Origin of the sequence: Erwinia phyllosphaerae (assembly GCF_019132875.1) — a bacterium.
Classification (GTDB): Bacteria; Pseudomonadota; Gammaproteobacteria; order Enterobacterales; family Enterobacteriaceae; genus Erwinia; species Erwinia phyllosphaerae.
In genome coordinates this window covers 197,953-220,642 of the sequence record NZ_JAHSPF010000005.1, presented here as the reverse complement: position 1 = coordinate 220,642, position 22,690 = coordinate 197,953, and the positions used below count along the sequence as shown (strand labels likewise).

The 22,690-nt window shown below is 56.0% G+C and carries 20 protein-coding genes; 11 read left to right on the top strand and 9 right to left on the bottom strand.

The features are described 5' to 3' along the window. Positions 1–82 precede the first annotated feature (82 nt). From KUE00_RS11200 to tcuC, 5 genes are all read left to right on the top strand, one after another. On the top strand, positions 83–547 hold the full coding sequence (locus tag KUE00_RS11200; protein WP_246760125.1) for a Csu type fimbrial protein: 465 nt from the start codon (positions 83–85) through the stop codon (positions 545–547). 16 nt (positions 548–563) lie between these two features. Beyond that, positions 564–1,277, top strand: coding sequence for a fimbrial biogenesis chaperone (locus tag KUE00_RS11195; protein ID WP_246759965.1), 714 nt, complete (start codon positions 564–566; stop codon positions 1,275–1,277). A 3-nt stretch (positions 1,278–1,280) separates the two neighbouring features. Beyond that, positions 1,281–3,692, top strand: coding sequence for a fimbria/pilus outer membrane usher protein (locus KUE00_RS11190; RefSeq protein ID WP_246759963.1), 2,412 nt, complete (start codon positions 1,281–1,283; stop codon positions 3,690–3,692). Positions 3,693–3,733: 41 nt separating this feature from the next. Beyond that, positions 3,734–4,720 carry a Csu type fimbrial protein gene (locus tag KUE00_RS11185; RefSeq protein WP_246760124.1) on the top strand — a complete coding sequence of 329 codons (987 nt, stop codon included), beginning with the start codon at positions 3,734–3,736 and terminating at the stop codon, positions 4,718–4,720. Positions 4,721–4,891: 171 nt separating this feature from the next. Continuing rightward, on the top strand, positions 4,892–6,211 hold the full coding sequence (gene tcuC / locus KUE00_RS11180) for an MFS transporter (protein WP_246759962.1): 1,320 nt from the start codon (positions 4,892–4,894) through the stop codon (positions 6,209–6,211). 71 nt (positions 6,212–6,282) lie between these two features. On the opposite strand, the gene exbD is transcribed toward tcuC, so the two are convergent. Both exbD and exbB read right to left on the bottom strand, forming a co-directional pair. Beyond that, positions 6,283–6,705: a TonB system transport protein ExbD gene (gene exbD / locus KUE00_RS11175; RefSeq protein ID WP_246759961.1), complete on the bottom strand. Its 423-nt coding sequence runs from the start codon at positions 6,703–6,705 to the stop codon at positions 6,283–6,285. Positions 6,706–6,709: 4 nt separating this feature from the next. Further along, the gene (exbB, locus tag KUE00_RS11170) at positions 6,710–7,441 is read right to left on the bottom strand and encodes a tol-pal system-associated acyl-CoA thioesterase (RefSeq protein ID WP_246759960.1); all 732 of its coding nucleotides are present in this window, start codon (positions 7,439–7,441) and stop codon (positions 6,710–6,712) included. A 246-nt stretch (positions 7,442–7,687) separates the two neighbouring features. Between exbB and metC the strand changes: the two genes are divergently transcribed. After that, positions 7,688–8,875 carry a cystathionine beta-lyase gene (gene metC, locus KUE00_RS11165; RefSeq protein ID WP_246759959.1) on the top strand — a complete coding sequence of 396 codons (1,188 nt, stop codon included), beginning with the start codon at positions 7,688–7,690 and terminating at the stop codon, positions 8,873–8,875. A 106-nt stretch (positions 8,876–8,981) separates the two neighbouring features. Next, a complete protein-coding gene (locus tag KUE00_RS11160) occupies positions 8,982–9,641 on the top strand; it encodes a DedA family protein (protein WP_246759958.1) in 660 nt (219 codons plus the stop codon). Between the two features lie 120 nt (positions 9,642–9,761). On the opposite strand, the gene KUE00_RS11155 is transcribed toward KUE00_RS11160, so the two are convergent. Beyond that, complete coding sequence (locus tag KUE00_RS11155) at positions 9,762–10,655, bottom strand: AraC family transcriptional regulator (protein ID WP_246759957.1); 894 nt, start codon at positions 10,653–10,655, stop codon at positions 9,762–9,764. A gap of 244 nt (positions 10,656–10,899) precedes the next feature. Here KUE00_RS11155 and dkgA point away from each other — a divergent pair, with 244 nt between their 5' ends. Next, positions 10,900–11,724, top strand: coding sequence for a 2,5-didehydrogluconate reductase DkgA (gene dkgA / locus KUE00_RS11150; RefSeq protein WP_246759955.1), 825 nt, complete (start codon positions 10,900–10,902; stop codon positions 11,722–11,724). A 423-nt stretch (positions 11,725–12,147) separates the two neighbouring features. Then, the gene (locus tag KUE00_RS11145) at positions 12,148–12,420 is read left to right on the top strand and encodes a YdgH/BhsA/McbA family protein (RefSeq protein WP_246759954.1); all 273 of its coding nucleotides are present in this window, start codon (positions 12,148–12,150) and stop codon (positions 12,418–12,420) included. Between the two features lie 70 nt (positions 12,421–12,490). Here the strand turns inward: KUE00_RS11145 and ftsP are convergent, their stop codons facing one another. The 3 genes from ftsP to parC form a co-directional block, all read right to left on the bottom strand. Then, the gene (gene ftsP, locus KUE00_RS11140) at positions 12,491–13,909 is read right to left on the bottom strand and encodes a cell division protein FtsP (RefSeq protein ID WP_246759953.1); all 1,419 of its coding nucleotides are present in this window, start codon (positions 13,907–13,909) and stop codon (positions 12,491–12,493) included. Between the two features lie 93 nt (positions 13,910–14,002). Then, positions 14,003–14,740 carry a 1-acylglycerol-3-phosphate O-acyltransferase gene (locus KUE00_RS11135; protein WP_246760123.1) on the bottom strand — a complete coding sequence of 246 codons (738 nt, stop codon included), beginning with the start codon at positions 14,738–14,740 and terminating at the stop codon, positions 14,003–14,005. A gap of 170 nt (positions 14,741–14,910) precedes the next feature. Further along, positions 14,911–17,184, bottom strand: coding sequence for a DNA topoisomerase IV subunit A (parC, locus tag KUE00_RS11130; protein WP_246759952.1), 2,274 nt, complete (start codon positions 17,182–17,184; stop codon positions 14,911–14,913). Positions 17,185–17,416: 232 nt separating this feature from the next. Between parC and KUE00_RS11125 the strand changes: the two genes are divergently transcribed. After that, positions 17,417–17,995, top strand: coding sequence for an NAD(P)H-dependent oxidoreductase (locus KUE00_RS11125; RefSeq protein WP_246759951.1), 579 nt, complete (start codon positions 17,417–17,419; stop codon positions 17,993–17,995). Between the two features lie 32 nt (positions 17,996–18,027). Further along, positions 18,028–18,333, top strand: coding sequence for a putative quinol monooxygenase (locus tag KUE00_RS11120; RefSeq protein ID WP_246759950.1), 306 nt, complete (start codon positions 18,028–18,030; stop codon positions 18,331–18,333). Positions 18,334–18,373: 40 nt separating this feature from the next. Here KUE00_RS11120 and KUE00_RS11115 read toward each other — a convergent pair whose 3' ends face one another. The 3 genes from KUE00_RS11115 to KUE00_RS11105 form a co-directional block, all read right to left on the bottom strand. Then, on the bottom strand, positions 18,374–19,624 hold the full coding sequence (locus KUE00_RS11115; protein ID WP_246759949.1) for a flavin-containing monooxygenase: 1,251 nt from the start codon (positions 19,622–19,624) through the stop codon (positions 18,374–18,376). A 247-nt stretch (positions 19,625–19,871) separates the two neighbouring features. Next, positions 19,872–20,909, bottom strand: coding sequence for an ABC transporter ATP-binding protein (locus KUE00_RS11110; protein WP_246759947.1), 1,038 nt, complete (start codon positions 20,907–20,909; stop codon positions 19,872–19,874). Further along, on the bottom strand, positions 20,906–22,669 hold the full coding sequence (locus tag KUE00_RS11105; RefSeq protein WP_246759946.1) for an ABC transporter permease subunit: 1,764 nt from the start codon (positions 22,667–22,669) through the stop codon (positions 20,906–20,908). Before KUE00_RS11105 ends, KUE00_RS11110 begins: the two co-directional genes overlap by 4 nt. Positions 22,670–22,690 lie beyond the last annotated feature (21 nt).

The following is a 22,690-nucleotide window of genomic DNA, read 5'->3' as shown; positions in this document are numbered from 1 at the left end:
TGGTTTCAGGGAGCGCATCGTGCCGGAGCGGGTAACAGGACTGGCGAATCTGAGGCCGCTCTGCTTCGCGTTTTTTTTTGTTATCGGTTCGGCACGGGCGCTGCCCACGCAGACTTTTCAGGTTTCGGCAACGATTGCTAACGGCTGCGTTGTTTCCGGCACCAATACGGGCGTGTTCGGCACGTTAAATTTCGGCACGCAGCCCGGCGTCGGGTCGGTTTCGGCCAGTGCCAGCTATGTACAAAGCTCGACGATTACGCTGGCCTGTACGCCAGGCACCACGCTGAATATGAGCATTAACGGCGGCAGTAACTATTCCAGCACGCGCAATCTTAAAATCGCTAACAACACGGATTTGGTGGCTTATTCGCTCTATACCAGTGCCACCCACAGTGCGGCAAGCGCCATTCCGGTCAATCAAAACGTGGCGCTGACCTATAGCAATGCCAATAACATTACGCTACCGATTTATGGCCTGCTGCAAATGAGCGGCGTCCGTCGGGCGGGTACTTACAGCGATACCTTAACGGTGACGCTGAGTTGGTAAAACAGGGAGAGAAAGGATGAAGATGTTACGTATGCTGACCTTGCTGGCGGGTTTTGCCGGGTCGCTGCTGCCCGCATGGGCAGGAAACTCGGTATTGATTTGGCCTATCGATCCTAAAATCCACAGCGGCGATAAAGCCACCGAGCTGTGGCTGGAAAATCGTGGGGCTGCGACCACGCTGATGCAGGTTCGCGTTTTTACCTGGGAACAAAAAGAGGGCCACGAGCAGTATCAGACGCAGCAAACCGTGGTCGCCAGTCCGCCGCTGGTAAGAATAGAGCCGGGCCAAAAGCAGCTGGTCAGATTAATTAACCAGGTACCGCCTCCTGCCGGAACGGAGGTGGCTTACCGGGTCTTGCTTGATGAGATCCCCACGCCGCAAAAACCGGGTGATAACCAGGCCGGGCTGAATTTTCAGATGCGCTATTCCGTGCCGCTGTTTACCTACGGCGAAGGTCTTTCCGCCGAGGCGGCGAAGCCCGATCTGAGCTGGCAAATCGTTAACCAGAATGGCAGATCGATGCTGCGCATTACCAATAACGGTAACGGCCATGCGCGATTAAGCGACGTTTCGCTGGGCGGTCGAACGCTGTCAAACAGCCTGTTTGGCTACGTGTTGGCGCATTCCAGCAATACTTTTCCACTGAGCTTTCCGGCCTCCAGCCGTTCAACGCTGAGTGCGGAGCTGGATAACCACCAGACCTGGCGTAGCACCGGTTCGTCCCGCTAGCCGATGAGCAGGCGATCTGCGTCACAAAGACGCTGTTCCCTGGCTATCAGCCTGTTAAGCTGCCTGCTCCCCGTGGCCGGTCGCGCGGAAACCTATTCCTCTTTACCACCGCCGCCCACGCCTAACGCGGCAACCTCGCAGAATCAGCAATATATGCTGGGGCTGGTGGTAAACGAGCAGGATAACGGCCAGGTCGTGCCGGTCGAATTTCGCGATAATCACTACCTGCTGCGCGCGGGCGATTTGCAGCGGGCGGGCATCCCTTCGGCGCTGATTACCTCTTCCATGATGGATGTATCCGCTATGCCGCAGGTAAAGGCGGAATATGACCAGGCGCGCCAGCGCATTTTGTTAACCGTGCCGCCCGGCTGGTTACCCAGGCAAAACCTGGAGAGCCAGCAGCAAAACGGGCCGCGCTATCCAGGCAGAACCTCTACCGGCGCGCTGTTTAATTACGATCTTTATACCAGCCATATCTCCTCTAACGGCAGCCGCCTTTCCGCCTTTAATGAATTTCGCCTGTTTGGCGCGCTGGGGCAGTTTTCCAGTAACGGCGTTTATCAGCAGCAGCTTTCCGGCCAGGCGGGCGCACAAAATGAAGGCTATCTACGCTACGACACATACTGGAGCAATCAGGATGAGAACCGCTCGCTAAGCTGGCGCGTGGGCGATCTGATTACCGATTCGCTGTCGTGGAGCAGCAGCGTGCGGCTGGGCGGGATTCAGATAGCGCGTGACTTTTCCGTGCGGCCCGACCTGGTGACTTATCCCCTGCCTTCGTTTTCCGGCCAGGCGGCAGTGCCTTCCACGGTTGACCTTTTTGTTAACGGCTATAAAAGCAGCACCAACAGCGTACAGCCCGGTCCCTGGTCAATGACCAATATGCCGTTTGTTAACGGTGCGGGCGAGGCGGTAGTGGTGACCACGGACGCGGCAGGTCGGCGCGTCTCTACCACTATGCCTTTTTACGTCTCCAGTAACCTGCTGAAGCCTGGTCTCTCCGACTTCTCCTTTTCCGCCGGTGCGCTGCGTAATAATTACGGCGTTAAAAGCTTTGACTATGGTTCAGCGGCCGCCAGCGGTTCCTGGCGCTATGGCGTGACCGACTGGCTGACGCTGGAAAGCCACGCCGAAGGTGCGGATGCCCTGGCTCAGGGCGGCGCTGGCGGTCAGTTACGGGTGGGTTCACTGGGCGTGGTCAACGCGGCTCTGGCGCAGAGCCAGATGAACGGCGAGCGCGGCAATCAGTACAGCTGGGGCTATCAGTACAGCAATAGCCGCTTTAATATTGGCACCCAGCATATTATTCGCTCGGCTGACTTCGGCAATCTTGCCCTGTATGGCGACCGCAACAGCGGCGTAGCGGGCACGGATTACACTCTCAGCCGACGCAGCGCGCAGTATAGCGCCAGCGTATCGCTCGACAGCTACGGCAGCCTGGGGGCGGCCTTTATTGATATCACCAGCGGCAGCGGCGATCGCACCCGGCTATTGAACCTTTCATGGAGTAAAAATATCTGGGGCAACAGCAGCCTCTATATTTCCGCCAGTCGCGATCAGCAGCAGGGCGAGTGGTCCGGCACCGTTTCGCTGGTGATCCCCTTCAGCGAACGCGGCAATGCCAGCCTGAGCGTGTCCAGGGATCAGCAGGGCATCACTTCGCAACGCGCCACGGTTTCCCGCTCGATGCCTACCGACGGCGGTTTTTCTTACGATGCTTCCTGGGCAAACCAGAGCAGCGGCGGCGACTATAAACAGGCGAGCCTGAGCTGGCGTAACCAGAAAGTGGAAACTTCAGCGGGCTTTTACGGCGATGGCGATTACAGCACGGAATGGGCGGATGTCACCGGCTCGCTGGTGTTGATGGACGGCAGCTATTTTGCCGCCAACCAGGTCAACGACGCTTTTGTGCTGGTGAAAACCGACTATCCAGATATTAACGTACGCTATGAAAACCAGGCGATGGGCAAAACCGACGCCAAAGGCTATCTGCTGGTGCCGGGCATTAGCTCTTACTACCCGGCGAAGTACGATATCGATACGCTGGATCTGCCTGCCGATATGACCACCTCCAGCGTCGAGCAGCGCTTTGCGGTTAAACGCGACAGCGGCTACCTCCTGCATTTCCCTATTGAGCCACTGCGTGCGGCCAGCGTGGTTGTACATGACCAGCAGGGAAATCCTCTGCCCGTCTCTACCCAGATTATTCGCCCGGACAGCGCCACGGAATATGTTGGCTGGGACGGTATCGTCTGGATGGAAAACCTGCGGGAGAAAAACGTCTTCCGGGCCGAAACCCCGGACGGGCGCCACTGCGAAGCCGAGCTGGATGTGCCCGGCGGTCGTCCAAAGTCGTTACAAACCTATGGCCCATTAACCTGTGCCCTTTCCGGCGCTTCAGGAAATTCACCATGACCATGCCATTATTAACACTTTTCCGGCGACCAGCCGTAAAAATGCCGTTGCTGCTTCGTCTGATGCTGTTTGTACTGCTGATGGGTTCATCATTGTCCGGCTGGGCGGCCTGTACGCTCCCCTCTTCTACCGCGACATTCGGCAGCGTCAGCTCTTTTACGGTAAATACCACCGTCAGCAACATTACCGCTAACGTCAATGTTAACTGTGGTTCCGGCAGCGTGCTTTCTTTGCTCTCTTCAGATTACATTAAGCTACAGCTTGCCAGCGCTACCTATACCAGCAGCACGCGCGGCGCGTTGAAAACCTCCAGTACCGGCACGGATTTGATTCCCGTTCGCGTCTGTAGTGATTCAGCCTGCGCCACGGAGATGCTGGTTGGCGGCACGGCGGTAACCTATAGCCAGGCTCAGTTGCTTAATCTGGTAGGAGTCGGCGGTGGGCAAAACTTCACTATTCCGCTCTATTTACGCACTGTAGCCGGACAGGTCGTGGCGGCCGGCACCTATACGGTCACGCTGAATATTCTGGTGAGCTATAGCATCTGTACGGGAATTGGCGCACTGGGACTGTGTGTTGCCGGCGGTCAGCAAACCAGCTCCGGCACGGTGCCCATCACCACTACGCTGGTTATCACCAATGACTGCACCACTATTACCGCCCCCAATATCAGCTTTGGCAGCGCGCCTCTGGTCAGCAGCTTTAGCGCCGTTTCGCAATCTATTAACGTGATTTGCACCAAAGGCAGCACCTATACGGTCGGCCTGAGCAACGGTAGCCATGCGGTTGGTACGCAGCGTTATATGATTAGCGGCACTAATCTGCTGGCTTATGAAATCTATAAAAACGCGACCACTTCGCGCTGGGGTCCGACGGGCACCGAACGCGTTGCCAGCACCGCGGCCAGCAGTATTACTACCGATGGACTGACCCGGACCTTTACCTATACGGCAAGAATATTGACCTCGCAGACGACGCCGGTCGCAGGAAGCTACAGCGATAGCGTGGTGGTGGATCTGTCCTTTTAACCGGTCAGCTCCGCGCAAAAAGCTGGTCTGCCGGTGGTTTTGCCCTTTGACAGTGCATTGTTAACCTCTTGTTACTAATATGTTTATATTTGCACCGCTTAAGGGTGAGGTCTGTCACATTAATCGACCGGGAAGCACGCTAAAAGATAAGAAAAACTGAAAGGACAGGCGATGACTTCTTTATCTTCACCCGCGAAAAAGCCGCAGAGCAGTGCGCGAACCATCTTCAATGTGACCAGCGGCAACTTTCTGGAAATGTACGACTTTATGGTGTTTGGCTATTACGCTACGGCGATTGCCAAAACCTTTTTCCCCGGCGATAACCCTTTTGCCTCGCTGATGTTAACGCTAATGACGTTTGGCGCGGGCTTTTTGATGCGCCCGCTGGGCGCGATTATTCTGGGTTCCTATATTGACCATCACGGTCGTCGTAAAGGTCTGCTGTTAACGCTTGGGCTAATGGCTATCGGTACGCTGACTATCGCCGTGGTGCCGGGTTACAACACGCTGGGCGCGGCGGCGCCGATTCTGATTTTGCTGGGACGTTTGCTACAGGGTTTTTCGGCAGGCGTGGAGCTGGGCGGCGTTTCGGTTTATCTGAGCGAAATTGCCCCAAAGAACCGCAAGGGCTTTTTCGTCAGCTGGCAGTCCGGTAGCCAGCAGGTTGCGGTGATCTTCGCCGCGCTGCTTGGCCTGGCGCTGAATCACCTGCTGGCAAAAGATCAGGTTACCGACTGGGGCTGGCGTATTCCTTTCTTCGTCGGCTGTATGATTGTGCCTTTCCTGTTCTGGGTCAGAAGAATGCTGGAAGAGACCGAAGCGTTTAGCCAGCGCAAGGTGCACCCTTCCATGCGGCAAATCGTGAAGAGCGTTGCCAGTAACTGGGCGCTGGTGCTGGCCGGTATGCTGATGGTCGTTACCACTACCGTTATGTTTTATATGATCACCGCTTTTACGCCAACGTTCGGTAAAACGGTGCTGATGATGAGCGACAAACAGAGCTTTTTAGTGACGCTGTGCATCGGGCTGTCAAACCTGTTCTGGCTGCCGATAATGGGCGCCGTTTCTGACCGCTACGGTCGTCGTCCGCTGCTGATTTTGTTTACGGTACTGATGATTGCCACGGCGTGGCCGGTGCTGCACTGGCTGGTAGGTTCGCCTTCTTTCTCGCACCTGCTGGAAGCGGAACTCTGGTTATCGTTTCTGTATGCCAGCTATAACGGTGCGATGGTGGTCTATCTGGCAGAGGTCATGCCTGCGGAAGTACGCGCAACCGGCTTTTCGCTGGCTTATAGCCTGGCGACCGCGCTATTCGGCGGCTTTACGCCTGCCGTGTCCAGCTACCTTATCCACGTTACCGGCGATAAGGCGATGCCAGGCGTCTGGCTGACTTTTGCTGCCGTTTGCGGGCTGGTTGGTACAATGATTATTAAGCGACTGGTGCGTCAGTACCAGGCCCGCCACGCTGGTGAACCTGTGGCGCAGATGTAATGTTTTAAGGCATAAAAAAATCCGTAACCTGGGTTACGGATTTTTTTTGCTGATTCGCGGGGTAAGGGTAACTACTTCGCTACCGTTTCCATCCCCATCAAACCAATCTTCAGATAACCCGCCTGACGCAGCTTATCCATTACGCCCATCAGCGTTTCATAATCTACCGACTTGTCCGCCTGAAAGAAGATGGTTGCCTCTTTATTGCCCTGCGTCTGGCTATCCAGCGCGGCCAGCAGCGTTTCCTGCGTGACGGCGTTGTTGCCGATAAACAGCTGCTTATCCGCTTTAATAGAGAGGTAAACAGGTTTTTCCGGACGCGGCTGCGGCGCGCTGGTTGATGCAGGCAGATTGACGCGTACGTCAACGGTAGCCAACGGCGCAGCGACCATAAAGATAATCAGCAGCACCAGCATAACGTCAATAAACGGCGTGACGTTGATTTCGTGCATTTCACCGTTGCTTTCGAGATCTTCATTTAATCGCATGGCCATGTGCTTATCCTACCCGCAGCTTCTGTGCCTGCGCGCGCCGCGCGCCGTTGCTGGCAGCCAGGTCCAGATCGCGGCTTTGCAGCAGCATGATCTGAGCGGCAACGTCGCCCAACGTAGCTTTATAGTTAGCAATCATGCGGGCGAACACGTTATAGATAACCACGGCAGGGATCGCTGCGACCAGACCGATAGCCGTCGCCAGCAGCGCTTCTGCGATACCCGGTGCCACGACGGCCAGGTTGGTAGTTTGCGTCTGGGCGATACCGATAAAGCTGTTCATAATGCCCCATACGGTGCCGAACAGGCCGACAAACGGCGCGATAGCGCCAATCGTTGCCAGAAAGCCGTTACCGCGACCGGCATGACGGCTAAAGAAGGCGACGCGACGCTCAAGGCGGAAGGCGGTGCGCTCTTTAATGCCGTCGTTGTCTTCCGAATTCTCAGAAAGCTCCAGCTCGTTCTCCGCTTCTTTCAGCAGCTGGGCGCTAAGGCTATTGGCCTTAAAGGTGCGGCAGGCTTCCGCTGCTTCCGGCAGTGAGCGTGCCCCGGCCAGCGCCTGCTGCTCGTGCTTCAGGCGGCGCTTTGCTGAACTCAGCTCTGCGCTTTTACTGAAAAAGATTGCCCAGGTGACCACCGAAGCCAGCAGCAGTCCGATCATTACTACCTTTACTACGATGTCTGCATGATGATACATGCCCCAGACGGAGAGATCCGTCTGCATCAAATCATTCGTCACGCTGTCTCTCCAACAAGTTGCCGATAGCGAAAATTACTGTGCGGATCATACCAAATCACATCCGAATTGATAGTAGTTATCATTACTATTTACCTTTGAGGCACGACTTTTTACACTTTTTCGCCCTTTTCCCTGAACAGACCAGGGTTTTCCCTGAAACTTTGTCATGTAATAAACTGGCGAATATCGCCTCGTCGTTGGTCGTGTTAACGTTATGGTTTCACCGTCTTTGCAACCGGGTAACCGATGACCAGTAAAAAAATTGAAACGGCGCTGATTGCCGCCGGCCGTAGCAAACGTTACACCCAGGGTTCTGTTAACAGCGTCATTCAGCGTGCTTCCTCGCTGGTTTTTGACAGCGTCGCCGACAAAAAACGCGCCACTGCCGGACGGGCTGAAGGTGAACTTTTCTATGGACGGCGCGGTACGCTGACCCATTTTTCGCTACAGGAAGCAATGACGGAGCTGGAAGGCGGCGCGGGCTGCGTGCTTTACCCCTGCGGCGCGGCGGCGGTAGCTAATGCGATCCTCGCTTTCGTTGCCGCTGGCGATAACGTATTAATGGCGGGCTCCGTCTATGAGCCAACTCAGGATTTCTGTACCCATATCCTCGGTAAAATGAACGTCTCCACCACGTGGTTCGATCACACGATGGGAGCGGAAATTGGCGAGCTGGTCACCCCGCAAACCAAAGTCGTGTTTCTGGAGTCGCCCGCTTCCATCACGATGGAAGTGCAGGATATCCCGGCAATCGTTGCTGCCGTGCGCGCCAAAGCGCCCGAAGCCATTATCATGATCGATAACACCTGGGCGGCGGGCATTCTGTTTCGCGCGCTGGATTTCGGTATTGATATCTCAATACAGGCCGGCACAAAGTATTTGATTGGTCATTCCGATGCGATGATCGGCACCGCCGTAGCCAATGAACGCTGCTGGGCGCAGTTGCGTGAAAACTCTTATCTGATGGGACAAATGGTCGACGCGGATACCGCCTATATGGCCAGCCGCGGCCTGCGCACGCTCGCTGTTCGCCTGTGCCAGCATGAAGAGAGCGCGCTACGAGTGGCCCACTGGCTGGCCGAGCGTCCGGAAGTCGCCGTAGTCAACCATCCGGCGCTGCCGCAGTGTAAGGGCCATGCGTTCTGGAAGCGCGATTTCAGCGGCAGCAGCGGCCTTTTTTCCTTTGTGCTCAAGGCGCGGTTAACCGATCGCCAGCTGGCAGATTACCTGGATAATTTTGAACATTTCAGCATGGCCTACTCCTGGGGCGGTTTTGAGTCGCTGATCCTGGCAAACCAGCCGGAAGAGCTGAACGCAATCCGCCCGGCACGCGAGGTAGATTTCAGCGGCACGCTGGTGCGTGTGCATATCGGTCTGGAAAACGTTGACGACCTGATTGACGATCTGGCCGCAGGTTTTGCCCGCCTGGGATAACAGCATAAACAAAATCGCAACAACCCGACATCTGCGCTGCCGATCAACGCTGGCGCAGAGTTTTACGAGTACACTAATAGCATTGATGCGGTAAACAGGATATGAGATGGCGGTATTTCATGAGATTGTGCGGGCGCTATGGCATCAGGATTTTGCCGCTCTGGCCAATCCCGATGTGATTTGGATTGTTTATGCGGTGATGTTTGTTACGCTGCTGCTGGAAAATGGACTGCTCCCCGCCGCGTTTTTGCCTGGCGACAGCCTGCTACTGCTGGCGGGTGCCATGATTGCCAAAGGCGTGATGGGCTTCTTCCCTACCCTTGTTATTCTGACGCTGGCGGCCAGCCTTGGCTACTGGCTGAGCTATCTACAGGGCCGCTGGCTGGGTAATACAAAGCTGGTCAGAGGCTGGCTGATGCATCTGCCCGCCCAGTATCACCAGCGCGCCTGGAGCCTGTTTCACCGCCACGGCCTGATGGCATTACTGCTTGGCCGTTTTCTGGCTTTTGTCCGGACGCTGCTGCCAACCATGGCCGGTATTTCTGGCCTGACGCACTCTCGCTTTCAGTTTTTTAACTGGCTCAGCGGCCTGCTCTGGGTCGGCATTCTGGTTTCGCTTGGCTATGCGATAAGCCAGGTGCCCTTTATCAAACGCCATGAAGATCAGGTGATGTCGGTGCTGATGATTCTGCCGCTGGTCCTGCTCTGCATCGGTCTTGTCGGCAGCCTGGCGCTGGTGTTCAAGCGGAAAAAGGCTTCTCAATAGGTACAGCTGTTAACCTCTCTCAGCCGTTGGCAACAATCGCAACGGCTTCTGGCTTCCCTGGCCATTGGCAACAATCGCAGCGACGCGTTCGCTGACCGCTTACCTGCCCTGCCTCTCTTTCTATTCTGCCTGACGCATTCTGCCAATCTCTTCGCCCGGCGTAGCGCCAAAGTAGCGTTTGAACTCGCGCGAAAACTGCGAGGCGCTTTCATACCCTACCCGCATTGCCGCCGCACTCGCCTTCAATCCTTCATGCAGCATCAGCATTCGTGCCTGATGGAGCCGATAGCTTTTCAGGTACTGTAACGGCGAGGTACTTGTTACCGCTTTGAAATTGTGGTGAAAGGCCGACACGCTCATGTTCACTTCTGCCGCCAGCTGCTCCACGCTCAGATTATCCGTGTAGTGATGCTGGATGCGCCGTAGCGCGCGAGCTATCTGGCTAAACTGCGTCTGGCGGCTGACCAGCGCCATCAGCGCGCCACCACATGGCCCCGTCAACACATGGTAAAGCAGCTCGCGCACGATTTGCGGCCCCAGTACTCTGGCGTCGCGCGGGTTTTGCATGACGTCCAGCAGACGTTCCGCTGCGCACAGCATGGTTTCAGTCAGCGGCGCAGAGTGGATACCGCGCGTTTGCGGCAGCGGATGAAAACTGTCGTCTTCGCCGATATCGATTAGCAAATCCTGCAATTTGACCGGCTCAACGTTCAGCAGGATGCCAGCCAGCGGCTCTTCCGGCGTGGCAAAAGTCTCGCACTCTACCGCCAACGGCACGGTAAGCATCAGATATTCCGACGCGTCATAGTGAAAAACATGGTTGCCCAGATAGCCGGTTTTCCGGCCCTGAAACAGAATCACAATGCCCGAGGAGTAAAGCACCGGCGTGCGACCGCTGGGCTGGCTGGCATAAATAAGCCGGATATCGGGCAGCAGCGACTGCACATCCGGCGTTGAGTTGATCAGCTGCACCACCTGACCCGCAAGCCTGGCACAAAGCGTATTGCGATCCATGAATTTTCCCCCAGAGAGAACAGAACCGGCATCATGCCGAATCCTGTTTCATTCATCCAGTCCCGAAGAGAAACAGGCAAGAGGAAAGCAGAAATGAGCATGCCGCGTCGGCGATTTAAAGCCTGGTCGGTTTGCTAACGCACTCATTAATCTTAATTGCATAAAAGGGCCGCCAATCTCAACTAAACTTAGTGTCACTTCCCGACGCAGAAGCGTCGGCACCATCGCTGCAAAGGAGAGAACCATGGCAGAGCAACCGATTATCAAGCTTCACGACGGCAATATGATGCCCCAGCTCGGACTGGGCGTCTGGCAGGCGAGCATTGACGAGGCGCGTCAGGCCGCTCTTAAAGCGCTGTCGGTAGGCTATCGCTCCATCGATACCGCCGCAGCCTATAAAAATGAGGAAGGTATCGGCCAGGCGTTACAGGAAAGTCCGGTCGCCCGTGAAGATATTTTTGTTACCACCAAGCTGTGGAACGATGATCAGCAGAACGTACCGCAGGCGCTGGAAAGCAGCCTGAAAAAACTGCAGCTGGAAAGTGTCGATCTCTATCTGATGCACTGGCCTTGCCCGGAAAAAGATAACTATGTCGATGCCTGGAAAGCGATGATTGAGCTACAGCAACAGGGCCTCACTAAAAGCATCGGCGTTTGTAATTTCCAGGAGGCGCACCTGAAACGACTGATGGATGAAACGGGCGTGCGTCCGGTAATCAACCAGGTTGAGCTGCATCCGATGATGCAACAGCGTACGCTGCACGCGTGGAATGCGATGCACCAGATCCAGACCGAATCCTGGAGTCCGCTGGCTCAGGGCGGCAAAGGCGTATTTGACCAGGCCGTGATTAAAAACCTGGCGAAGAAATATGGTAAAACGCCTGCCCAGATCGTTATCCGCTGGCATCTGGACAGCGGCCTGGTGGTGATTCCAAAATCGATTACGCCATCGCGCATTGAAGAAAACTTTAAGGTGTTCGATTTCCGTCTGGAAAAACCGGAAATCAGCGAGATTGCCACGCTGGACAGCGGTAATCGCCTGGGGCCACACCCGGACGAGCTGAACTAAAGGATATAGGTTTTGCTCCTGCAAGGCCGGGCCATGCGCCCGGCCTCGTTATTACAGCAGCCAGCTTTAGCTAATCCATGGCTGGTAAAACAGCGTTACGCCATGGATGAATTAAACATCGGGTAAACAGTTAACTTTTTTATGCATTATTGATGTTAAAAACATTCGTTAAATAGCGGAAACCTTCTCTTTTTAATTATTATTATCCGCCCGGCAAACCCGAATAAAAACAGCGCACTGCTTTGGTTATGATAATAAAAGTTTGCGTGAAGATTAAAATCACGCGGTTTTCATTCCCCCCTGATAGGTTCAGCTAATCAATTGAATAAATTGCCATTGCTAAGAGCACGACTATACAGCCGATAAACTCAGTATACTGCTGCGGAAAGTGCTTTATCCCATCAATAGCAATGGAGAATAACCATGAAGAAAGTGATTTCCGCCGTCATGCTAATGCTGATCACCGGCTCCGTTTTTGCCGCGCAGATTGTTCCAAAAAGCGAGCTGAATAATTACGTTAAAAAAGAACGCGTCTCCATTTCTAACGTTATGGGCGGCAAATCTAAGGCGCTGGAGGCTTTACGGGCCGAAGTGGATAAAAAGGGCGGAGAATATATGTATATTACTTCACTGGACAGGCCTGGCGATTCCAGCCACTGGCGCGGTACGGCTATTGTTCTCGAAAAGGCAAAATAACCGCTTATCCGTTTATTTTCGCAAAGGCCTTATTTTCCCGCCCTGGTTGCCGAGCCAGGGCGGGTTTTATTTACTGCGCCAGAGGCTGAACCTGTAGCTGTCCCGCCGAGCCGCGATCGGCCATTTCCAGCGTCTGGCTATAGTAGACAAACGGGAAGTGTTCGGACGTTGACTGCGTGAAGGAGACAAACAGCTCCACGCTGCCATCTATCCATACCGTATCTTTCCAGCCGCGATCTTCGACCATTGGCTGTGCGCCGTTAACGTTTTTAATCAGGAACATCACGCCCTGAATATGAAACGCCTGCGGCATGTCCGCATGGATAACCCAGCGTTCAAAACTGCCCTGCTGCGCCTGCACGTCAACGCGGTTCATATCCCACAGCGCGCCGTTAATACCGGGCTGCGCATCGCCCAGGCGAAACTCCCGCATCCGGCTCACGCTGCCCTCAATCAGCTCGTCGGCCAGCAGCCGCATCGGCAGCGTATCGGTGACCAGCGGCAGCAGGCCGGTCGGACGCAGCGTGAGTATCAGCGTGGAGGTCAAAATAGCGGAAGGCTCGAAAAGGCCGCGTAGCCTGTCGACGATGCCTGCCGCCTGACCGGCCGTAATCGACACCTCATCACCCTGACTCATATCCACCAGAATTTCACGCCGCTCGCCTGGCGCCAGCGAAAGCTGCTGCACCGCTACAGGCGCGGGCAGAAAACCCTGATCGCTGGCGATAACGTTAAACGGCCTGTTATCGCTCATTTTTAGCTGGTAACGACGGGCGTTGGAAGCGTTAAGCAGCCGCAGCCGCACCCAGCCGCGCGAGACTTCAACATAGGGATTTTGTACGCCGTTAACTACCAGCGTATCGCCCATAAAACCGCCGCTGGCAGGGGCGCTGTAATCCGGCGCGCCAAAATTATCGAGGCGCTTGTCCTGGATAATCAGCGGAAAATCATCGACGCCGTAGTGGTTCGGCAGCGGAAGCTTTTTGCTGATCTCATCTTCCACCAGCCACATCCCGGCCAGGCCGTTGTAAACGTGCGGCGCCATGCGGTTGGGCGTATTGGCATGATACCAGCAGGTAGCGGCGGCCTGGCGAACCGGAATCACCGGTGCCCAGTCAACGCCTGGCGACATCATCCTTGCGGCACCGCCAGCCAGCGCGCCGGGCACCTGTAGCCCGCTGACGGTCATCGCCACGGGTTCATTCAGGCGATTGCTGTAAATCAGCTTAACGTCGTCGCCGCTCCAGACCCTGACGGTTGGCCCCAGATAGAGGCCGTTGATCCCCCAAACCTGGGCTTTACTGCCGCCGGTAAACGACCAGTGGCTGCGCTGCAGGGTCAGGAAAATCGGCTGGCCGCGTCGGGACTCAATAAGCGGCGGCACCGGTAAAGCATTGCCTGGCCCGGCGGCACGTACGCTGACGGGCAGCGCACCGGCGCACAGCGCTATGCCCGATGCCTGGATAAACTGACGTCGACTGAAGGACATAAAAACTCCGTAACCCAAAAGGCAGCCCGCCGGGCCGCCGCTAGCCATTTTTTATGATTGTTGCATGCTGTGTTGACCAGAAGTCGGCCGATACTACCTTTTGCCTGCGGCTTCCCGTGCGGCCACTTCCGCATTCAGCTCTGCCAGCTTATCCGCCATCAGCTCGCGGCAGTGTGTTGCCAGCTTGCGCACGGATTTGTCCGCAAAGGCTGACGTATCAATCGGCGGCAGCATTTCGACAATAACCAGACCGTTATTCAGGCGGTTAAGCTTAATTTTGTCGTGCGTATTGCTGACGACAATCGGGATAATCGGTACGCCCGCAGCCATAGCGGCATGAAAAGCGCCGGTTTTAAACGGCAGCAGGCCGCGTCCACGGCTACGGGTTCCTTCCGGGAACATCCAGAAAGAGATCTTTTTCTTTTTAAACTGGTCTATCAGCTCGTTAATGGTGCCGTGCGCTTTGTTGCGGTTATCACGATCGATCAGCAGATTACCGGTCAGCCAGTAGAGCAGCCCAAAGAAGGGGATCCACAACAGGCTCTTTTTTCCTACCGTTACGGTAGTCGGCTGCACGACTTTTGCCGCCGTGATCATGTCATAGTTGTTCTGGTGGTTTGCGATATAGATCGCATTAGGATAGTTGTCCGATCCCTGCGGCTTGCGAATCTCGACCTTCAGGCCAAACAGCGTCGACAGGCGGCCAAACAGATGGCCAAAAGTGGCGACGTGGCGAGGATTGCGCGGGCTGAACAGACACCAGATACAGCCAAATACACACACCAGAATTGAATACAAGACGGTCACAACGATCCGTAAAATTGACAGCATCACTTCCTCATCATTGCTGGTCATAAGCAGCGCTGCGGGCGACCACGTACAGCGGCCGCGCACAGGAACTGCCGAGAGGTTACGCCTTATGCGGCGCGCCGGTTGCAGTATATCCTCAAATTAGCAGAATAGTCTGCTTTTCACCGGGTTAGCGCCTTGCGGCAGGCCTTTTACTCTTCGCTATCGCCACTCGCTGGTCGTTGCGGCGCGTCAACCTCAACGCGATCGATACGCTGCAGGCCGCGCGGCAACAGCGTGCCGCGGCGTCCACGCTCGGCACGGAACTTCTGTAAATCTTCCGGGCGTAGCGTCAGCTTGCGTTTGCCAACGTGCAGCGTGATTGACGTTTGTGGCGACAGCAGCAGCAGCCAGGCCAGCTTATCTTCGCCGGAAGCCGCTTCCGCTGAAGGGATCGAGATGATCTTGTTGCCTTTGCCTTTTGAAAGCTGCGGCAGATCGCCAACCGGGAACATCAGCATTCTGCCCGCCGCCGTGATCGCCAGCAGCAGATCGTCTTCGTGATAGATCGCCTGCGGCGTCATGACTCTGGCGTTTTGCGGCAGCGTCAGCAGCGCTTTACCGGCACGATTGCGGGAAACCAGATCGCTGAAGGTGCAGACAAAACCATAGCCCGCATCGGAAGCCATCAGCAGTTTCTGATCGTCCGCTTCCATCAGCACCTGTTCAACAACCGCGCCCGGCGGCGGCGTCAGCTTACCGGTTAGCGGCTCGCCCTGCCCGCGCGCGGAAGGCAGCGTAACCGGTTCAAGCGTATAGCTGCGCCCGGTGGAGTCAATAAAGGCTACCGGCTGGTTACTTTTGCCGCGCGCCGCCGCACGATAGCTGTCGCCTGCCTTATAGCTCAGGCCGCTCGGGTCAATATCGTGACCTTTGGCACTGCGTACCCATCCCATTTGCGACAGCACGATGGTGACGGGTTCAGACGGCACCAGCTCGTTTTCGCTGATCGCTTTGGCTTCTTCGCGTTCGCGCAGTGGAGAACGGCGTTCATCCCCATAAGCTTCGCTGTCAGCCTGGAGTTCTTTTTTCAGCAGCGAATTCATTTTACGTTCAGAAGCCAGAATGCCCTGTAAACGATCGCGCTCTTTGGCCAGCTCGTCCTGCTCGCCGCGGATTTTCATCTCTTCCAGTTTGGCGAGGTTGCGTAACTTCAGCTCCAGAATCGCTTCGGCCTGGGTTTCGCTGATGCCAAAACGTGAGATCAGCACCGGCTTCGGCTCATCCTCGCTGCGGATGATATGAATAACGTCGTCAATATTGAGGAAAGCGATCAGCAAACCTTCCAGAATGTGCAGGCGCCTGAGCACCTTTTCCAGCCGGAAGTTAAGGCGGCGACGCACGGTATCGCGACGGAAAACCAGCCACTCGCTGATGATTTCCAACAGGTTTTTTACCGCCGGACGGTTATCCAGCCCGATCATATTCAGGTTGATGCGGTAGCTTTTTTCCAGATCGGTGGTGGCAAACAGGTGGTTCATCACCTGATCCATGTCCACGCGGTTAGAACGCGGCACAATCACCAGACGCGTTGGGCTTTCGTGATCCGATTCGTCACGCAAGTCTTCAACCATCGGCAGCTTTTTATTGCGCATCTGCGCCGCGATCTGCTCCAGCACGCGCGCGCCGGAAACCTGGTGCGGCAGCGCGGTAATCACCACGTCGCCATCTTCTTTTTTCCAGACGGCACGCATACGCACGGAGCCGCGACCGTTCTGGTAGATTTTACGGATCTCGGCGCGCGGGGTGATGATTTCTGCTTCCGTCGGGTAATCCGGCCCCTGCACGATATCCAGTAATTCATCCAGCGTGGTTTTTGGCGCGTCGATAAGCTTTATGGCGGCGTTGGCGACTTCGCGCAGGTTGTGCGGCGGAATATCCGTCGCCATGCCTACCGCGATGCCGGTGGTGCCGTTCAGCAGAATATTCGGCAGGCGCGCAGGCAGCATGGAAGGCTCCTGCATGGTGCCGTCAAAGTTGGGCACATAGTCCACGGTGCCCTGGCCCAGCTCGCCCAGCAGCAGCTCGGCATATTTTGACAGGCGCGACTCGGTGTAACGCATCGCGGCAAAGGATTTCGGATCGTCCGGCGCACCCCAGTTTCCCTGGCCGTCAACCAGCGGATAACGATAGGAGAAAGGCTGCGCCATCAGCACCATCGCTTCGTAGCAGGCGCTGTCGCCGTGCGGATGATATTTACCCAGCACGTCACCAACGGTACGGGCAGACTTTTTAAATTTGGCGCTGTTGTTCAGTCCCAGCTCGGACATTGCATAGACGATGCGGCGCTGTACTGGCTTCAGGCCATCGCCGATATACGGAAGCGCGCGATCCATGATGACGTACATGGAATAGTTAAGGTAGGCCTCTTCCGTAAACTTATGCAGAGCGCGACGCTCTGCCCCATCCTGAGTCAGTTCACTCATTACTTTTTTATTCCTCACACCGTGGCGTAACGGGCTCGCCACATCGGGCCGTTTGGCGAGGATAGTACCTTATCCGGGCCGTTGCTGTCACAGATAACCGTGACGGGAAAAAGCGCTTTTAATGTCGAGATTATTGCTCAGATGGCAAAAGTATTGTGACGTAATACGCATTTTTATCGGCTGGCCTCGCGCGTACACTGAGGCCAGCTTTCTTTTACTGGAGAATAACAGCATGCGTATTTTTATTATCGACGCCGGAAAAACCTTTGCGCACTCTAAAGGTGAACTGAATCACACTATGACCGAAGTAGCCGCCACCTTTTTGCGTGATGCGGGCCATGAGGTCGATATCACCGTGGTCGACGACGGCTATGTCGTTGCCGATGAGGTGCAAAAGTACCTTGCCGCCGATACGGTGATCTATCAGATGCCGGGCTGGTGGATGGGCGAGCCGTGGATCCTGAAAAAATATATCGACGAAGTCTTTACTGAAGGCCACGGCGCGCTGTATGCCAGCGACGGTCGCAGCCGTTCCGACGCCTCTAAGAAGTATGGCTCCGGCGGGCTGCTTCAGGGGAAAAAATATATGCTGTCGCTGACCTGGAACGCGCCGCTGGAAGCCTTTACCGATCCGGATCAGTTCTTTGAAGGCGTGGGCGTGGACGGTCTTTATCTGCATTTCCACAAGGCTAATCAGTTCCTTGGCATGGAAGGCCTGCCGACCTTTATCTGTAATGATGTCATCAAGCAGCCGGACATTCCGCGTGATATTGAGCGCTATCAGACGCACCTGGGCCAAATCTTTGCTTAACTGTTAAGACTTACATCTCAAAAGGAACGTCCATGCTCACCGTCATTGCTGAAATTTGTGTCAGGCCCGGCCGCCGTAGCGCGGTAATGCAGGCGATTGAAAAAGTGACGCAAAGAGTGCTGGAAGAAGAAGGCTGCGGCAGTTACCGCATGCTGGTGGATCATCAGGCCCAGGTGCCGTGGAAGCAGAATTCGCCCGACTCGGTCTTTATGGTTGAGCAATGGAGTTCTCTGCGGCATCTGGAGCAACATCAGCAGGCGGCACATATGGAAGAACACCGTAGCCGGATTAAGGATGACGTGCTGGATGTAAGGATATTTGTGCTGGAACCGGCGTAAGACTAAAAAAGGGCGAATTTGATTCGCCCTTTTGCGTTTATCACTTTCTGTAAAGGCTATAGCTGCGCTGTGTGGCGATATGGTCGGCAATATATTTTGCATCGTGCCAGACACCCCAGATAAAGGTCGAGCCGCGCCGCGACAGCCACGGCAGCCCCAGAAAATAGACGCCCGCTTCACTCGAGACGCCGCGCTGATGCTTTGGTTTCTTGTTTTCGTCAAAGGCATCCACCTGTAGCCAGCTATAATCCGCTTTATAACCCGTAGCCCAGATAATCGTTTTTACGCCTGCCGCCGTCAGATCGAGCTGCAAAATAGGATCCGTCACGCAGGCTGGCTCGGCCAGAAAGTCGCGCGCCTGCGGTTCCTCAGGCAGATCAAGACCGTTGCGCGCAATATAGGCGTCGGCGGCATCCAGCAGCGAAAGATAGTTCTCGTCACCGCGCGCAATGTTCTCTGCAAGATCGGGCAGAAAAGTTACTTTACTCCCCTGAAAAGCCTCGGTTAATCCCACCAGTTTTACGCCCTGCTGCGCCAGCGCTCGAAAATCGACGGTATGCCCGCCACGAGCGCCGCTGACTGCGATAGTCACGTGCTCTTTGCCAGGCTGGCTGGCGGCAGCGTCCCATAGCCCCAGCACGCCCAGCCACCAGCAGAAATCACGCTGGCGATAGGCGCGCGGCGGCCTGTCGTGCGGCCCGACGGAGAGATAAACCTCTCTGCCCGCGCGCTGTAGCTCGTCGGCAATCTGCACGCCAGAGGAACCGGCACCCACCACCAGTACACCGCCTTCCGGCAGCTGCTGCGGATTAAAATAGTGGGCTGAATGCAGCTGATGCAGCGCGTCATCTACTGGCGCAATCGGCGGGATAACCGGCGTCTGAAAAGGGCCGGTAGCGGCGACCACGTGCTGCGCCTCAATCACCCCTTCAGAGGTTTTTACAGTAAAGCCGGGCCGGCCCTGATTGCGGGTAACGCTGGTAACCTCCACGCCGGTGCGGATCGGCGCGTTGAACTTGTTGGCATAGGCAACAAAATAGTCAGCGACCTGCTCTTTTGGTACAAAACCGTCGGCTGCAATACCGGGAAAAGTCATATTAGGGAAGCGATCGTGCCAGGCCGGGCCGTTAGCCACCAGTGAATCCCAGCGGCCCGAGCGCCAGGCTTCGGCGATGCGTTTTTTTTCCAGCACCAGGTGGTCAATACCGAGGCGCGTCAGATGTTCACTCATCGCCACGCCCGCCTGGCCTGCGCCTATTACCAGCGTGTCTGTTTTCATTTCAACGGTCATCCTGCATCCTTAAATAAGGTTAGCTGGATCTCTCCAGCACGGCGTATGCGCCCAGATTATTCAACCGTCACCGTCCGGTAAATTAGTAAAAAACTGGCCCCTGAAGATAAATAAATGAGGCTAAAACACGTGATGAGATCGCTCTTTTTCAAGCACTTTTCTGCCCGATGCGCTTTTTTTACGACGCAATAACGTCCGGTACTTATCGGCACCGGTACGTTTATCTGCTTCAGGGAAACAGCTGACTTCAGGCCGTCAGTAACCTGCTCTGCCGCACGTCCCAGTCCAGCGAGACGCGATCGCCAATGTTGTCTACCGCCAGGCCGCTGCGCCGCACGATAAAGCGTTCCCCATCGGCCAGCCGTACCACCAGCCGGGTTTCCGAACCGGCGTAAATGCGCTCACAGATTTCGCCCTGTAACGAAGCCGCGCCCGCTGGTAAAACCTGAACGTGCTCGGGGCGGATCACCAGCGAGGCGCTGGCTGGATAGGTTGTCGCCTGCGGTAGCGCGAAGCTGCCCTGCTTCGTTACCATCCGTCCGTCACGGATCTCTCCGCTAATAATGTTGGAAAGACCAATAAAGCGCGCCACGAAGGCAGACTCAGGCCGGTCATAGATCGCCTGCGGCGTGTCGATCTGCACAATACGCCCTTCGTGCATCAGGCAGATGCGGTCGGAGAGCGCCAGTGCCTCTTCCTGATCGTGGGTAACAAAGATAATGGTCGCGCCCGACTCGCGGTGAATACGGCGGATCTCCATCTGCATGGTTTCGCGCAGTTGACGATCCAGCGCGCCCAGCGGCTCATCCATTAAGATAATTTCCGGCTGATAAACCAGGCATCGCGCCAGCGCCACACGCTGTTGCTGACCGCCGGATAGTGCACGGGGAAAGCGCTGTGCGGCATGTCCCAGTTCGACCATTTCCAGCGCCGCCTTAACCTTGCGGGAGATTTCCGCACCGGCTAGCTTGCGCATCCGCAGCGGAAAGGCGACGTTTTCTGCAATGGTTAAATGAGGGAACAGCGCATAGTTCTGGAATACGACGCCGATATCGCGCTGATGTACCGGCGTATGGGTCTCATCTTTACCGTCAATCAGCAGCCGCCCGCTGGTGGGTTCCGTCAGGCCGCTGATAATTTGCAGCAGCGTAGTTTTGCCTGAACCGGAAGCGCCAAGCAGCGTCAGCAGCTCGCCCTTCTGCACCGACAAATCCAGGTCCTGTAGCACCTTTGTCGGCCCGTAATATTTAGCGATTTGCTCTACTCTGAGTTTTACCGCACTCATAATGATTCTCCTTGTAACAGCTCCGCCCTGCGGCGCGAGCGTTCAGCAACGATAAACAGCAGCGTGACAATAGCGAGGATGATTACCGACGCGGCGGCCAGCGTTGGCGTCACCGAGAGCAGTACGTCGTCCCACATCTGTTTAGGCAGCGTTTGCTTCACGCCGCCGCCAACGAACAGCGCCACGGTCAGCTCTTCAAAAGAGTTAAGGAAACCGAAAATAAAGGCGGCGACCAGACTGCTTTTGATCAGCGGCAGCGTGATGCTTTTTAGCGTTCGCCAACGGCTTGCGCCCAGCGTGCCCGCGGCCTGATCCAGCCGCCAGTCGTAGCTTTTAAAGGTGGTGAGGATCAGCACAAAGACGACCGGGATCGCCATCACCGTATGGCCAAGGATGATGCCCAGATTCGATCCCACCAGCCCCAGGGTGGCAAAGAGATAGAACAGCGCTACGGCGGTCACAATATTGGGAATAATCATCGGCAGCAGGAAAGTCATCACCACCAGGCTAGCCGATTTTCCCCGATAGCGCGCCAGCCCAAAGGCCGCAATGCCGGAGACCGTGACGGCCAGCATGCCGGTCACCAGCGCGATACCGAAGGAGCGTAGCGTTGCGCCCATCCAGACAGGTGAACCAAGATAGGCTTCCATCCAGCGCAGGGAAAAACCCGGCGGCGGAAACTGTAAAAAACTGCTGCTGCTGAACGCCATCGGCAGAAACGCCAGTACCGGCGACACCAGTACGGCAATGGTCAGGATGCTGAACAGCGGCAGTAGCCAGCCCATTCGTACCGGCAATAGCCGGGCAACGATATCGCAGCATTTTGCGGCAGCGGCGGTCATGGCATAACCCAGCTGGCGAATCAGGCGGCTGCGGCTATGGCTTTCACCGCCGGAAATGGCCGACATGCCAAACAGCCTGTCATAGCAGAAGCAGACGACCAGCGTGACCAGCAGCAGCAGCATCGCTACCGCGCCCGCCAGCCGCCAGTTCAGCAACTGCTGCACCTGGGTAATCAGCAGCTGCCCGATAACCGAATCCTGTGGACTGCCGAGCAGGGCTGGCGTAATAAAGAAGCCCAGCGAGCCGATAAAAATCAGCAGACAGGCCGCCACGACGCCCGGCATCGACAACGGAAAAAAGATGCGCCAGAAGCTTTGTGCCCGCGACGCGCCCAGCGTATGCCCGGCACGCAGCAGACCGCGATCGATACCGCTCATGGTCGGCAGCATGGTAATAATCGCCAGCGGCAGCATGCTGTGCGTCATCGCAAATACCACCACGCCGCGCGTATAGAGCAGGTTTAACGGCTGTTCACTGCCCAGCGACATCAGCAGTTCTGAAAGGATACCGCGCCGCGAGAGCAGCACCAGCCAGGCAAAATTTTTTAACAATGCACTGGTCCAGAACGGCAGCAGGATCAGCCACATCAGACGTCGTCGCGTGGCTTCCCGACGCTGCGACAGCCAGTAAGCCGCCGGATAGCCAACAATAAGGCAGGCGAGCGTGGTTTGCAGCGCGATGATAAAAGTATTCAGCATCACCTTTACGTAAATGCCCGCGCCAAACATCTGTTGCCAGACCGCCAGTGAAAAACTGCCGTCGTCGTTCTGAAAACTTAGCAGCATCAGCTTCAGCGTCGGCCAGGCCAGGAACAGCGCCAGAAACAGCAGCCCCGGCGCGGTCAGCCATAGCGGATGCCAGCGCAAGCGCGTGCTTAGCAGGCGGCTTTTTGCCGCCGTCGTTGCAAGTTCTGCCAAAATAGCCTCCTTTAGCCTGCC

Bases quoted from the DNA above. Each gene is read 5' to 3' on its own strand.
- KUE00_RS11195 (WP_246759965.1), top strand. From the start codon at position 564: ATGAAGATGTTACGTATGCTGACCTTGCTGGCGGGTTTTGCCGGGTCG.
- KUE00_RS11190 (WP_246759963.1), top strand. From the start codon at position 1,281: ATGAGCAGGCGATCTGCGTCACAAAGACGCTGTTCCCTGGCTATCAGC.
- KUE00_RS11185 (WP_246760124.1), top strand. From the start codon at position 3,734: ATGCCGTTGCTGCTTCGTCTGATGCTGTTTGTACTGCTGATGGGTTCA.
- tcuC (WP_246759962.1), top strand. From the start codon at position 4,892: ATGACTTCTTTATCTTCACCCGCGAAAAAGCCGCAGAGCAGTGCGCGA.
- exbD (WP_246759961.1), bottom strand. From the start codon at position 6,705: ATGGCCATGCGATTAAATGAAGATCTCGAAAGCAACGGTGAAATGCAC.
- metC (WP_246759959.1), top strand. From the start codon at position 7,688: ATGACCAGTAAAAAAATTGAAACGGCGCTGATTGCCGCCGGCCGTAGC.
- KUE00_RS11160 (WP_246759958.1), top strand. From the start codon at position 8,982: ATGGCGGTATTTCATGAGATTGTGCGGGCGCTATGGCATCAGGATTTT.
- KUE00_RS11155 (WP_246759957.1), bottom strand. From the start codon at position 10,655: ATGGATCGCAATACGCTTTGTGCCAGGCTTGCGGGTCAGGTGGTGCAG.
- dkgA (WP_246759955.1), top strand. From the start codon at position 10,900: ATGGCAGAGCAACCGATTATCAAGCTTCACGACGGCAATATGATGCCC.
- KUE00_RS11145 (WP_246759954.1), top strand. From the start codon at position 12,148: ATGAAGAAAGTGATTTCCGCCGTCATGCTAATGCTGATCACCGGCTCC.
- ftsP (WP_246759953.1), bottom strand. From the start codon at position 13,909: ATGTCCTTCAGTCGACGTCAGTTTATCCAGGCATCGGGCATAGCGCTG.
- KUE00_RS11135 (WP_246760123.1), bottom strand. From the start codon at position 14,740: ATGCTGTCAATTTTACGGATCGTTGTGACCGTCTTGTATTCAATTCTG.
- parC (WP_246759952.1), bottom strand. From the start codon at position 17,184: ATGAGTGAACTGACTCAGGATGGGGCAGAGCGTCGCGCTCTGCATAAG.
- KUE00_RS11125 (WP_246759951.1), top strand. From the start codon at position 17,417: ATGCGTATTTTTATTATCGACGCCGGAAAAACCTTTGCGCACTCTAAA.
- KUE00_RS11120 (WP_246759950.1), top strand. From the start codon at position 18,028: ATGCTCACCGTCATTGCTGAAATTTGTGTCAGGCCCGGCCGCCGTAGC.
- KUE00_RS11115 (WP_246759949.1), bottom strand. From the start codon at position 19,624: ATGACCGTTGAAATGAAAACAGACACGCTGGTAATAGGCGCAGGCCAG.
- KUE00_RS11110 (WP_246759947.1), bottom strand. From the start codon at position 20,909: ATGAGTGCGGTAAAACTCAGAGTAGAGCAAATCGCTAAATATTACGGG.